At 52.5% G+C, this 13,061-nt stretch carries 12 protein-coding genes and 1 other annotated feature; of the genes, 9 read left to right on the top strand and 3 right to left on the bottom strand.

The genetic code is table 11. From position 1 onward, the window contains the following. Window positions 1-614: 614 nt before the first annotated feature. Together sltY and trpR are read left to right on the top strand one after the other, a co-directional pair. Window positions 615-2,534: a murein transglycosylase gene (gene sltY / locus ACMHLI_RS00370; protein ID WP_413527957.1), complete on the top strand. Its 1,920-nt coding sequence runs from the start codon at window positions 615-617 to the stop codon at window positions 2,532-2,534. A gap of 55 nt (window positions 2,535-2,589) precedes the next feature. After that, a complete protein-coding gene (gene trpR, locus ACMHLI_RS00375) occupies window positions 2,590-2,940 on the top strand; it encodes a trp operon repressor (protein ID WP_413527773.1) in 351 nt (116 codons plus the stop codon). Window positions 2,941-2,962: 22 nt separating this feature from the next. Here the strand turns inward: trpR and yjjX are convergent, their stop codons facing one another. Beyond that, a complete protein-coding gene (gene yjjX / locus ACMHLI_RS00380; RefSeq protein WP_112168188.1) occupies window positions 2,963-3,496 on the bottom strand; it encodes an inosine/xanthosine triphosphatase in 534 nt (177 codons plus the stop codon). Between the two features lie 51 nt (window positions 3,497-3,547). On the opposite strand from yjjX, the gene gpmB reads away from it, so the two are divergent. Beyond that, window positions 3,548-4,195 carry a 2,3-diphosphoglycerate-dependent phosphoglycerate mutase GpmB gene (gpmB, locus tag ACMHLI_RS00385; protein WP_112168189.1) on the top strand — a complete coding sequence of 216 codons (648 nt, stop codon included), beginning with the start codon at window positions 3,548-3,550 and terminating at the stop codon, window positions 4,193-4,195. A gap of 12 nt (window positions 4,196-4,207) precedes the next feature. Here gpmB and robA read toward each other — a convergent pair whose 3' ends face one another. Then, window positions 4,208-5,071, bottom strand: a complete 864-nt coding sequence (robA, locus tag ACMHLI_RS00390) for an MDR efflux pump AcrAB transcriptional activator RobA (protein ID WP_112168190.1) — start codon at window positions 5,069-5,071, stop codon at window positions 4,208-4,210. 208 nt (window positions 5,072-5,279) lie between these two features. Between robA and creA the strand changes: the two genes are divergently transcribed. After that, window positions 5,280-5,762, top strand: a complete 483-nt coding sequence (gene creA / locus ACMHLI_RS00395) for a protein CreA (RefSeq protein WP_413527958.1) — start codon at window positions 5,280-5,282, stop codon at window positions 5,760-5,762. Between the two features lie 118 nt (window positions 5,763-5,880). Here the strand turns inward: creA and arcA are convergent, their stop codons facing one another. After that, on the bottom strand, window positions 5,881-6,597 hold the full coding sequence (gene arcA, locus ACMHLI_RS00400; protein WP_413527774.1) for a two-component system response regulator ArcA: 717 nt from the start codon (window positions 6,595-6,597) through the stop codon (window positions 5,881-5,883). A 667-nt stretch (window positions 6,598-7,264) separates the two neighbouring features. Here arcA and ACMHLI_RS00405 point away from each other — a divergent pair. The 5 genes from ACMHLI_RS00405 (at window position 7,265) to thrC (ending at window position 13,034) form a co-directional block, all read left to right on the top strand. Then, window positions 7,265-7,951, top strand: a complete 687-nt coding sequence (locus ACMHLI_RS00405; protein ID WP_413527775.1) for a tRNA/rRNA methyltransferase — start codon at window positions 7,265-7,267, stop codon at window positions 7,949-7,951. Window positions 7,952-8,167: 216 nt separating this feature from the next. Then, window positions 8,168-8,236 (top strand): thr operon leader peptide, encoded by a 69-nt coding sequence (gene thrL, locus ACMHLI_RS00410; RefSeq protein WP_413527959.1) that lies wholly within the window; start codon window positions 8,168-8,170, stop codon window positions 8,234-8,236. Continuing rightward, window positions 8,175-8,292: a sequence feature (Thr leader region), on the top strand. Its footprint overlaps the gene before it by 62 nt. 37 nt (window positions 8,293-8,329) lie before the next feature. Then, entirely contained in the window at window positions 8,330-10,789 is a 2,460-nt protein-coding gene (thrA, locus tag ACMHLI_RS00415; protein ID WP_413527776.1) for a bifunctional aspartate kinase/homoserine dehydrogenase I, read from the top strand. A gap of 1 nt (window position 10,790) precedes the next feature. Then, a complete protein-coding gene (thrB, locus tag ACMHLI_RS00420) occupies window positions 10,791-11,720 on the top strand; it encodes a homoserine kinase (RefSeq protein WP_213051400.1) in 930 nt (309 codons plus the stop codon). 24 nt (window positions 11,721-11,744) lie between these two features. After that, on the top strand, window positions 11,745-13,034 hold the full coding sequence (gene thrC / locus ACMHLI_RS00425) for a threonine synthase (RefSeq protein ID WP_413527777.1): 1,290 nt from the start codon (window positions 11,745-11,747) through the stop codon (window positions 13,032-13,034). Window positions 13,035-13,061: the final 27 nt, after the last annotated feature.

The raw sequence follows: 13,061 nt of genomic DNA on the forward strand, positions 1-13,061 counted from the left end.
TAAAAGAGTGTCGCAGATTTATTAATTCATCAGAGTAATTACGGAGAATATCTAAGACCGCTTTTACAACATGGGGAGATGATAATTTAATACGTGGAATGGGTTTTGATCTGAGTTAAGAAATACTTTGTTACGTTGTGTTTTAATATTTTATTCTTTTAAAAACAATAAATTATATGAATTAGGATTATCTGTATTTTTAACTTTTCATTTAACGTTTGTTTAGGAAGTAATTAACTGAGTAAATTAGCGTAAATAAATATAAGGTTTGTCAGCGCATCTATTATTATTGTGATAGTAAGGATGCTATCTTTTATCGCGAATAATCCTAAGAATATCTTCATTCACCTGTTAATAATAAGGTCATTATGCAGGCGTACGTAAAAACGTTTTAGGATGTCTGGTAAGCACTCACCGCATGCACCACACTGTGTAAAGTTTGTGATGTCACGGCGGCATTACTTCAATTTTAAAAATGAATCGATTAGCGTAGACGAGGTCTACAGTACGCAGAACAATTTCGACATGAAAATCAGAGCGTCTGTAGCGCCATACCTGTGCAGTCTGCGCAGTAAGAAAGACAACCCGCGAGGATAAAGGTAAGTATGGTCAAGGTGGACAAGTGGTACTCGCTGGCAATGAGCGTGTTGCTGGTAACGGTGTCGGGCGCGGCGAAAGCAGATTCCCTCGACGCGCAGCGTCAGCACTATATGCAGATCAAACAGGCGTGGGACAGCAACCAGATGGACGTCGTCAGTCAGCTGATGCCGACGCTGGAAGACTATCCGCTTTATCCTTATCTGGAATACCGCCAGTTGACGCAAGATTTAGGCGAAGCGACGCCGGCTCAGATCAATGCTTTCGTGAAAGCTAATCCGACATTACCGCCTGCGCGCTCTTTGCCTGCCCGTTTCGTTAACGAGCTGGCGAGCCGTCAGGACTGGAACAGTTTACTCTCCTTCAGCCCGCAGGCACCTAAACCGGTCGCTGCGCGTTGTAACTTCTATTACGCCAAATGGGCGACCGGCGATCAGAAAACCGCCTTCGATGGCGCAAAAGACATCTGGCTCACCGGCACATCGCTGCCGAACGCCTGCGACAAGCTGTTCAGCGTCTGGCAGGGAGCCGGTAACCAAACCGCACTGACCACGTTGCAGCGAATCGGCCTGGCGATGAAAGCCGGGAATACCAATCTGGTGAATTTCCTCGCCAAACAGCTGCCGCCGGACTACCAGACCATGCGCGATGCGCTGCTGGATCTGCAAAACAATCCGAACACCATTGAAAGCTTTGCGCGCAGCGTCGGGCCGACCGATTTTACCCGCAATGCCACCAGCATCACGTTCGCCCGCATTGCCCGTGATGATTCAGAAAATGCACGCTCGATGATCCCGGTGCTGGCCCGTTTGCAGAAAATGAGCGACAGCGACCGTCTGGAACTGGAAGAAGCCGTTGCCTGGCGCTACATGGGGAGCGATGTCACCTCTGAACAGGCGGCATGGCGAGACAACGTGATTCTGCGCAGCCATTCCACCACGCTGGTCGAGCGTCGTATCCGCATGGCGCTGGCCGCAGGCGATCGCCAGGGATTAAGCCAGTGGCTGGATCGTTTGCCGGCTGATGCCTTGCAAGAAGATGAATGGCAGTACTGGCGTGCGTCGGTGATGATCGATAAAGGTCAGAAATCGCAAGGCGAGGCGATGCTGCGAACGTTAATGAAAGGCCGTGGTTTCTACCCGATGGCGGCCGCGCAAAAGCTCAATATTACCTATCCGATGCAGATTTCTGTAGCCGCTAAACCGGACGCCAGCATCGGCAAACTGCCGGAAGTGGCACGCGTGCGCGAACTGATGTACTGGCAGATGGATAATCTGGCGCGCACCGAATGGAGTTATCTGGTGAGCAGCCGCAGTGAAACACAGCAGTCGGCACTGGCGCGTTATGCTTTCGAGCAAAAATGGCCGGACCTGAGCGTGCAGGCGACCATCACCGGCAAGCTGTGGGATTATCTGGAAGAGCGTTTCCCGCTGGCGTGGCCGGATGAATTTCGCCGTGCAACCAATGAAAAAGGCATTACCCAAAGCTATGCGATGGCGATTGCCCGTCAGGAAAGTGCGTGGAATCCGAAAGCCCGTTCACCGGTGGGCGCAGCCGGTCTGATGCAGGTCATGCCTGCTACCGCGCAGCATACGGTGGATATGTTCAGCCTGCAGGGCTATAGCAATCCGGCGCAGCTGCTCGATCCGCAGATGAACATCACCATCGGCACCAGCTATCTGGAATATGTCTATCAGATGTTTGGCCGCAACCGCATTTTGGCCAGCGCTGCCTATAACGCCGGTCCGTCACGCGTGAATACCTGGCTGGGTAACAGCGCGGGCAGAGTGGATTCCGTGGCTTTCATCGAAAGTATCCCTTTCTCTGAAACGCGCCGGTATGTTAAAAATGTGTTGGCATATGATGCGTTTTATCGTTACTTTTTACATCAACCCGCCAAGATTTTGACGGATGCCGAATGGCAGAGGCGTTACTGATCTCCGGTTGTCTATGTTAAGCTGCTGTACTAGTTCAATAGTATGGCAGCTCAACATGACTCAACGACCGCTCAATGACCCTGCTCTTTCCCAACAAGGCAATGAGGACTGGCAGTGCTTTCTGGCACTGCTACAGCAATCTTTTGCTGAAAATTTGCATCAGGATCTGCTGCAACTGCTTCTGACGCCCGACGAGCGTGCGGCGCTGGGCACACGGGTGCGGATTATTCAGGAGTTGATGCGCGGAGAGATGAGCCAGCGGGAGCTGAAAAGCCAGTTGGGTGCAGGGATCGCCACGATCACGCGCGGTTCCAACGGTCTGAAGACCGCACCGGCACCGCTGAAAGCCTGGCTGGGAGAGCAGTTGTTGACGGACACGTCATCGACAGACAAAACGGACGACTGATGCGTCCGTTTTGAGCTTGAATTTAGTGAGTTTGCGCCCGGATCTGATACACCGAATTATGGAAGGGCGCTAACGCCAGTACCAGTGCCTGATGATAAACACTGGTGCGGGTGAGTTTTCCTGCTGTAAACACGCCAATGGCACCGCCTTTGCGTTTCACTTCTGCGATACCCGTCAGCTTTTCCATCTCATCACCCAGTTCACTGCCCTGGTTAATTCCCTGTAAAATGATTTCAGGTAACATCAGGCTGGCTGAACGGGATTCGCCGCGCTGGTGCATGTTTTCAATCACCATCCACGCGAACGTCATATTGTCTTCGATACCGGCTTCCACGCCGACCCAGAAGTCCGCTTCCGGGCGAACCTGACGTGCGCCGATCACGCGGTGACGTGCGCCGGTGCGGGTTTCGTTGCTGCCAATGGGCTGGTTGGGAACACCACTGTCGACGTCAACGCCTTCGATGCGGAATGCCTCAGCGCCGAAAATATCTTCAAAAGCCATGGCGATAGCTTTGATCTTTGCCGGGTTAGTGGTTGCAGCGACAACATGGTACATAGAGTTTTAGCATCCTTTAGCAAATTTCACGCAGTATAACGGAAAACACACATGTTACAGGTATATCTCGTCCGTCATGGCGAAACAGAATGGAACGCAGCGCGCCGTATTCAGGGGCAGTCAGACAGCCCTTTGACGGCAAAAGGTCTTTTTCAGGCCCGTCAGGTGGCGGAGCGTGTGCGCAAAGAAGGGATCACACATGTCATCACCAGTGATTTGGGGCGTACCCGTCACACCGCGCAGATTATTGCTGATGCCTGCGGCTGTGAAGTGATCGAAGAACCGCGCCTGCGCGAGTTGCATATGGGAGTACTCGAAGAGCGCATTCTGGATGGACTGACGGAGCAGGAAGAAGTCTGGCGCAAGCAGATGGTGGACGGTTCGCCAAAAGGACGCATTCCGGAAGGTGAAACCATGACCGAGCTGGCCACACGTATGCGCGCCGCGCTCGACAGTTGTCTGGAATTACCAGCCGGCAGTAAACCACTGCTGGTGAGCCACGGGATTGCGCTGGGCAGTCTGATCAGTACGATCCTGGGATTGCCTGCGTATGCTGAACGTCGTCTGCGCCTGCGTAACTGTTCACTGTCGCGGGTCGATCATCAGGAAAGCGCCTGGCTGGCGAGTGGCTGGATTGTTGAAACAGCGGGCGATATCTCACATCTGGATCAGCCCGCACTGGACGAGTTACAGCGCTAACATCCGAAGCTATTAGCGGCGGATCGGGATCAGGTAATCACACTCTACTTCCGTCGGCGTCGTGCCCGGTGCGCGGCCGTTCGTGTAGAAGCGTTCGATGTCCTGTCCCTTTCGGCGTGTCAGTTTTAGCGTCGGTAAACAGGTGCTGTACAAGGTCAGAATGAATTCCTGTAAATGCTCAGGCGTGCCGTGGTAATGGAACATGGCATATTCCCCTTCCTGCAACACAATCGGCTGACCTTCTACGTTTTCCGGCAAATGATTCGGTTCCAGCGCCGTGGTGTACATCACTTCCTGTTCATCATCCTTTTCCTGGCTTGGACGAGAATGGTGCAGGCCGTAAAGGATTGGCGGCAGCGTTTTCGCTTCGCCAATGTACTGACGCCAGAAGTGACGGCGCATCTCGTTACGGTACGTGGTAATTTGCTCCAGCGTACAGGCGTAACTCTGTGTCATCCCAATCAGGTGTTGTTCCGGCAGTGAGATATACTCAGGCTGCGGCAGAATAAACGCACCGAGGCGGATCGGTGGACAAATGCCGAACGAGTGCCAGTCTTCAGCGCGGCGATACAGTGCGGGAGTCTGTGCAAACTGCTTTTTGAAAGCCCGGGTAAACGTTTGTTGCGAGTCAAAACGGTACTGAAGGGCAATATCTAAAATCGGGCGACTGGTCAGGCGCAGTGCGACAGCCGCTTTAGAGAGGCGACGGGCACGGATGTATGCACCGATGGCATTATTAGTGACATCTTTAAACATTCGCTGCAGGTGCCACTTGGAATAGCCAGCCTTAGCGGCGACATTGTCGAGTGACAAAGGCTGGTCTAAATGGGTTTCTAACCAGCTAAGTAGGTCACGAATGATTCCTGCTTGATCCATAGATCGTCCTCGTTGAGCTAAGATAAATGCACAGAATGATGGCCAGCATAATAGCAACTTTTTACTGATAAGACTTCTTAAGAATTTTTTGGCTATCTGTGCTATTTACAGGTGTTACAGAGTATTTCATTCCAAAGGTGTGAATACACACTTTCTGAGTGGGGTTTCTTTAAAAAACAACGTCATGTTCATGACGTGGAGTAACTTAATGAATAAGTGTTGGATTTTTGTTTTTGGGATGTTTGTTTTTTGTTCTGGCGCAGCTCATGCTGAGCAAGTGGGATCGGTGGATACGGTCTTCAAACTCTTCGGTCCGGATCACAAAATCGTGGTTGAGGCCTTTGATGATCCTGATATTAAAAATGTAACCTGTTATATCAGCCGCGCAAAAACCGGAGGTATCAAGGGAGGACTGGGTCTGGCGGAAGATACGTCAGATGCGGCGATTTCCTGCCAGCAGGTTGGGCCTATCGAGTTAAGCGATAAGATTAAGCAGGGCCAGGATAAAGGTACAGTCGTATTTCAGAAACGTACGTCTCTGGTGTTTAAAAAGCTCCAGGTGGTGCGTTTTTATGATGAGAAACGTAACGCGCTTATTTACCTGAGCTATTCCGACAAAGTCGTGGATGGTTCACCGAAAAACGCGCTAAGCGCCGTGCCAATCATTCCGTGGGGTCATCCGGCACCGTAAGTCAGCGTATTTTTGCGGCAAGATAGCGCATAAAAGAAAAGGCCAGCTTTCGCTGGCCTTTTCCGTTGACTCACTGTGCAACAGAACGGTTGGCAACCCTCTGTATGCATCAGCGGGATCAGTCTTCCAGATCACCGCAGAAACGGTAGCCTTCGCCGTGAATGGTGGCGATGATTTCTGGTGTATCAGGCGTCGCTTCGAAGTGTTTACGAATGCGGCGGATCGTCACGTCCACGGTACGGTCATGTGGCTTCAGTTCGCGGCCGGTCATTTTCTTCAGCAGATCGCCACGGGTTTGGATCTTGCCCGGGTTTTCGCAGAAGTGCAGCATGGCGCGGAATTCACTGCGTGGTAACTTGTACTGCTCGCCCTGCGGGCTGACCAGTGAACGGCTGTTGATGTCTAATTCCCAGCCATTGAATTTGTAGCTTTCAACCAGACGACGTTCTTCACCGGCAGTACCCAGGTTCATCGTGCGGGAAAGCAGGTTGCGAGCGCGGATAGTCAGCTCACGCGGGTTGAATGGCTTCGTGATGTAATCATCAGCGCCGATTTCAAGGCCCAGAATTTTATCGACTTCGTTGTCGCGGCCGGTCAGGAACATCAGTGCAACGCTGGCTTGTTCACGCAGTTCACGCGCCAGCAGCAGGCCATTTTTGCCTGGCAGATTGATGTCCATGATCACCAGATTAATGTCATTTTCGGACAGGATGTGGTGCATTTCTGCGCCGTCATTAGCTTCATGTACCATGTAGCCTTCGGCTTCGAAAATGCTCTTTAACGTATTACGTGTCACTAACTCGTCTTCGACGATCAGAATATGTGGGGTCTGCATGATTGCTACCTAAGATTGCCAACAAATAGAAAATAGGAGTACAGAAGTCCTTGTTATCCCGATGAATTGCGACAGCTTACAGCTATCTCACTCGTTACATGACTAAAGTACGTAAATGCGTTCTCGATGCAATTTCCATCAACGGCAACAACATCGCAAGCTTGGTCAGGGATTCCACTTTCTGCAGTTCCACGTGGTCCTAAAGCGGCGCACATCCTAACCTTATTAACAGCAATATAACAGCGAGTGCCGAAATTACCACCCAACAAAACTACGATTTGTTGACATATATCAAGTTCAATTGTAGCACGGCAACAGAAACGTGAAAAACACTTATAAGAATGCACGCTTGAGTCACATTTCGTCCTTTATTGTACACGATTCAGCAATTGACAAAGTCAGCGCAGATAAATGCAAAAAACGTCTGAGTCGTTATTATATATCCCCATGAAAAATAATGATTTAAATTTTTACGAACTTTGCTTAACCGCGCCAGCCGGTTTTTTACCTGTCAGCTAAGGTTTTCCGATAAAATGGATGAATATATTAGGTCGGCTGTTAAGTTCTTGTGAATAATATAGGCGTTGAATAGGTTCCGGCGCAGGATAAAAATGCATCGCTAAACAACACACGACAATTTCTTTCTCACTCTTTGCGAAGGTACGACATGCAACTTCATATTATTTTGGTTTCCCCTGCGCGCCCTGAAAATGTCGGGGCGGCGGCGCGTGCCATGAAAACCATGGGCTTCGCATCCTTGCGTATTGTCGACAGTGAGGCGCATCTCAAACCGGAAGCCGGCTGGGTCGCGCACGGTTCGCAGGAGATCCTGCAAAATGCTCAGCATTTCGCAACGCTGGCTGACGCGCTGGCCGATATCGATTTCACCGTGGCGACCACCGCCCGCAGCCGCGCACGTTTCCACTACTACTGCACGCCACCCCAGTTGCTGACGCAGTTAGAGGAGAAAAGCCACTGGGTGAATCATGCGGCGCTGGTATTCGGGCGTGAAGATTCCGGCCTGACCAACGAAGAACTGGAGCTGGCTGATATTCTGACCGGCGTGCCGATGGTGGCGGATTATCCTTCACTGAATCTTGGGCAGGCGGTGATGGTGTTCTGCTATCAACTGTCTTCACTGAATCAGGTTGCCGCTGCGCGCCGTGAAAATGCCGAGGCAGGACAGCTCACCGCGTTGCGTGCCAGAGTGGACCGATTACTGCAAAATGTCGGCGCAGAAGATGACCAAAAACTGGCCGACTGGGTGCAGCAGCGCCTCGGACTTTTAGAGCAGCGGGATGCCGCCATGCTGCACACTTTGTTGCATGACATCGAAAAAAAGCTGAACTCATGATGTGAGGGGTTTTTTCTTTCAGGCAGTGTATTCTTCTGCATGGTATGATTACCCCTGTTAATTACGCTGGAATTATTTTTAAATGCAGCGGATTGTTCATTTTGTACCGTCCGTGACTGACGGTACAAAATCAGAAAAAATTTGACTTGCTCTGCCTTATGCTTTAGCTAATAGAGGCAGACAGCGTAAAAACTCTAAGACAGACAGAAAATAAAAATGCGAATCATCAGCCTGAACACAACAATTATTACCACCACCGATACCATAGGTAACGGGGCGGGCTGACGCGTACAGGAAAAAAGAAAAAAAGCCCGCACCTAACCAGTGCGGGCTTTTTTTTTAACACTTTAAACGACGAGCTTCAGGAGAGAATCAGAAATGCGAGTGTTGAAATTTGGCGGGACCTCAGTAGCAAACGCAGAACGCTTTTTGCGGGTTGCGGACATTATGGAAAGCAATGCGCGTCAGGGACAGGTCGCAACGGTATTATCTGCACCTGCCAAAATTACCAACTCTCTGGTCGCCATGATTGAGCGAACTGTCGCAGGGCAGGACATTCATACCATCATGAGTGATGCAGAAAGCATTTTTGGACAGTTGATCACCGGACTGGCGGAAGCGCAGCCGGGTTTTGATCTGCCAAAAGTGAAAGCCTTTGTCGATCACGAATTCGCACAGCTCAGGCAACTGCTGCATGGCATCGCCCTGCTGGGGCAGTGTCCGGATAGCGTTAACGCCTCTATCATCTGTCGTGGCGAAAAGCTTTCCATCGCCATCATGGAAGCGGTATTCATTGCCAAAGGTTTCGGCGTTACTGTCATCAATCCGGTTGAGAAGCTGCTGGCGCAAGGCCATTACCTTGAATCTACCGTCGATATCAACGAATCTACCCGCCGCATTGCGGCCAGTGCCATCCCGGCTGACCACATTGTGCTGATGGCCGGTTTCACCGCCGGCAACGACAAAGGCGAACTGGTGGTTCTCGGGCGTAACGGCTCCGACTATTCCGCCGCCGTGCTGGCTGCCTGTTTACGTGCAGACTGCTGTGAAATCTGGACTGACGTCGACGGTGTATATACCTGCGACCCGCGCATCGTGCCTGATGCCCGCCTGCTGAAATCGATGTCGTATCAGGAAGCGATGGAGCTGTCGTACTTTGGTGCGAAAGTGCTTCACCCGCGCACCATCCTGCCTATTGCTCAGTTTCAGATCCCCTGCCTTATCAAAAACACCACCAATCCTCAGGCGCCCGGCACGCTGATCGGCAGCGAAAGCCTGGGTGACAATACGCCGGTCAAAGGCATCACCAACCTGAATAATATGGCGATGATCAACGTCTCCGGGCCGGGGATGAAAGGGATGATCGGCATGGCAGCGCGCGTTTTCGCCGTGATGTCCCGCTCCGGGATTTCGGTGGTGCTGATCACGCAGTCTTCTTCTGAATACAGTATCAGCTTCTGCGTACCGCAAAATGAGCTGGAGCGCGCGCGTAAAGCGCTGGAAGACGAATTCTATCTTGAGCTGAAAGACGGCCTGCTGGAGCCGCTGGACGTGATGGAGAAACTGGCGGTCATTTCAGTCGTCGGTGACGGCATGCGCACCCTGCGCGGCATCTCAGCCAAATTTTTCTCCGCACTGGCGCGCGCCAACATCAATATCGTGGCCATTGCCCAGGGCTCTTCCGAGCGTTCGATCTCCGTCGTCGTCAATAATGAAGACGCGACTACCGGCGTACGCGTTAGCCACCAGATGCTGTTTAACACCGATCAGGTCATCGAGGTCTTCCTGATTGGCGTCGGCGGCGTCGGCGGCGCGTTGATCGAACAGATCCGCCGCCAGCAGGCATGGCTAAAAACCAAACATATCGATCTGCGTGTGTGCGGCATCGCCAACTCCCGCGCGTTGTTAACCAACGTGCACGGTATTGCACTCGAGAGCTGGCAGGACGAGCTGGCGGCGGCGAAAGAGCCGCTGAATCTGGGGCGGCTGATCCGTCTGGTGAAGGAATATCATCTGCTGAACCCGGTGATCGTGGACTGTACCTCCAGCCAGGAAGTGGCCGATCAGTACGCGGATTTCCTGACTGACGGTTTCCACGTCGTCACGCCGAACAAAAAAGCCAATACTTCGTCGATGAATTATTACTATCAGCTGCGTAAAGCAGCGGATGGCTCGCGCCGTAAGTTCTTGTACGACACGAATGTCGGCGCCGGTTTGCCGGTGATCGAGAATCTGCAAAATCTGCTGAACGCCGGTGATGAACTGCTGCGTTTCTCCGGGATCCTCTCCGGTTCACTGTCGTTCATCTTCGGCAAGCTGGACGAAGGGATGTCACTGTCTGCGGCCACCTTACAGGCGCGCGATATGGGCTACACCGAGCCGGATCCGCGTGATGACCTGTCGGGCATGGACGTGGCGCGTAAGCTGCTGATCCTGGCGCGTGAGGCCGGATACGTTCTGGAACTGAGCGACATCGATGTGGAATCCGTTTTACCGCCTTCTTTCAATTCCGAAGGGGATGTGAATACCTTCGTCGCGCGTTTGCCGCAGCTGGATGCGGAATTTGCGAAACGCGTTGCTCAGGCAACCGCTGAAGGCAAAGTGTTGCGCTATGTCGGTGCCATCGAAGAAGGGCGCTGCAAAGTAAAAATCGACGCCGTCGATGGTAATGACCCGCTTTATAAAGTAAAAAATGGTGAGAATGCGCTGGCGTTTTATAGTCGCTATTATCAGCCGTTGCCGTTGGTTCTGCGCGGTTACGGTGCCGGTAATGATGTGACGGCGGCAGGTGTGTTTGCCGATCTTTTGCGAACGCTGTCATGGAAGTTAGGAGTTTAATATGGTTAAGGTGTATGCCCCGGCTTCAATTGGGAACGTCAGCGTCGGTTTCGACGTTTTGGGCGCAGCGGTTTCTCCGGTGGACGGAACGCTGCTCGGCGACTGTGTGTCGGTCGAAGCAGCGACAGAATTCAGCCTGAAAAGCGAAGGCCGGTTTGTCTCCAAACTGCCGGATCGCATGGAAGACAATATCGTTTATCAGTGCTGGCAGCGTTTTTGTCAGGAGATTGGTAAAGACGTGCCGGTAGCGATGACGCTGGAAAAAAACATGCCGATTGGCTCAGGTCTCGGTTCCAGTGCCTGTTCGGTGGTCGCCGGTCTGATGGCGATGAACGAGTTCTGCGGTAAGCCGTTGAGTGAAAACCAGATGCTGGCTCTGATGGGTGAGCTGGAAGGGCGTATTTCAGGCAGCGTACATTTTGATAACGTCGCGCCGTGCTATCTCGGTGGTATCCAGCTGATGCTGGAAGAGCTGGATATTATCAGCCAGAACGTCCCCAGTTTTGACGACTGGCTGTGGGTGATGGCGTATCCGGGGATTAAAGTCTCGACGGCGGAAGCGCGCGCGATTTTACCGGCGCAATATCGCCGTCAGGATTGCATCAGCCACGGACGTTATCTGGCGGGCTTTATTCACGCCTGCCACACGCAGCAACCCTTGCTGGCTGCGAAGCTGATGAAGGACGTGATTGCCGAGCCGTACCGTACCCGTCTGCTGCCGGGCTTTGCACAAGCGCGCAGCGCCGCCGAAGAAATTGGTGCGCTGGCGTGCGGAATTTCCGGTTCCGGCCCGACGCTGTTTGCAGTCTGTAATGACAGCGCAACGGCGAAACGTATGGCTGACTGGTTGCAGACACACTATCTGCAAAATGACGAAGGCTTTGTTCATATTTGTCGTCTTGATACCGCCGGTGCGCGGGTGTTGGGATAACTCGAAAATTTACTGGGATAACAAATGAAACTGTACAACCTGAAGGATCACAACGAGCAGGTCAGCTTTGCTCAGGCCGTTAAACAAGGTTTGGGTAAACAGCAGGGCTTATTCTTCCCGCTGGACTTGCCGGAGTTTGAACTGACCGAAATCGACCGTCTGCTGGAGCTGGATTTCGTGACCCGCAGCAGCCGCATTCTTTCTGCTTTCATCGGCGATGAAATTCCTGAAGACGAGTTACATCAGCGCGTCAAAAATGCGTTTGCGTTCCCCGCGCCGGTCGCCAAAGTGGAAGAAGACATCGCCTGTCTGGAGCTGTTCCACGGCCCGACGCTGGCGTTTAAAGATTTCGGTGGCCGCTTCATGGCGCAGATCCTGACCCAGGTGTCAGGCGACCAGCCAGTGACCATTCTGACCGCGACCTCTGGTGATACCGGCGCGGCGGTGGCTCATGCATTCCACGGCATGAAAAATGTGCGCGTGGTGATTCTGTATCCTCGCGGCAAAATCAGCCCGCTGCAGGAAAAACTGTTCTGTACTCTCGGTGGCAACATTCACACCGTGGCGATCGATGGCGATTTCGATGCCTGTCAGGCGCTGGTGAAACAGGCGTTTGATGACGAAGAACTGAAACACGCGCTGAAGCTGAACTCGGCGAACTCCATCAACATCAGCCGTCTGCTGGCGCAGATTTGCTACTACTTTGAAGCGGTTGCCCAACTGCCTCAGGAAGCGCGCAATCAGCTGGTGGTGTCGGTGCCAAGCGGCAACTTTGGCGACCTGACTGCCGGTTTGCTGGCCAAATCTCTTGGCCTGCCAATCAAACGTTTTATCGCTGCCACTAATGCCAATGACACCGTGCCGCGTTTCCTGTCTAACGGGGAATGGGAACCGAAGAAAACCGTCGCAACGCTGTCAAATGCAATGGACGTCAGCCAGCCAAACAACTGGCCGCGCGTGGAAGAACTTTATCGCCGTAAAATCTGGCAGCTGAAAGATCTCGGGTTTGGTGCGGTCAGCGATGACACCACTGAAGACGCGATGCGCGAACTGGCGGACATCGGTTATATTTCTGAACCGCACGCCGCGATAGCTTACCGTGTGCTGCGCGATCAGCTGCAACCGGGTGAATTCGGTCTGTTCATCGGTACCGCACATCCGGCGAAATTCAAAGAAAGCGTGGAGTCGATTCTGGGTCAGGACATCGGTCTGCCGAAAGAACTGGCTGAGCGCGCTGATCTGCCGCTGTTGTCGCATAATCTGCCGGCCGATTTCAGTGAAATGCGTGCTTTCCTGATGGCGCTGCCTGAATAACTAGGCGGTCTTCTAAATGCAAAAACC

This window comes from Rahnella inusitata (genome assembly GCF_965118895.1).
GTDB lineage: Bacteria > Pseudomonadota > Gammaproteobacteria > Enterobacterales > Enterobacteriaceae > Rahnella > Rahnella inusitata_A.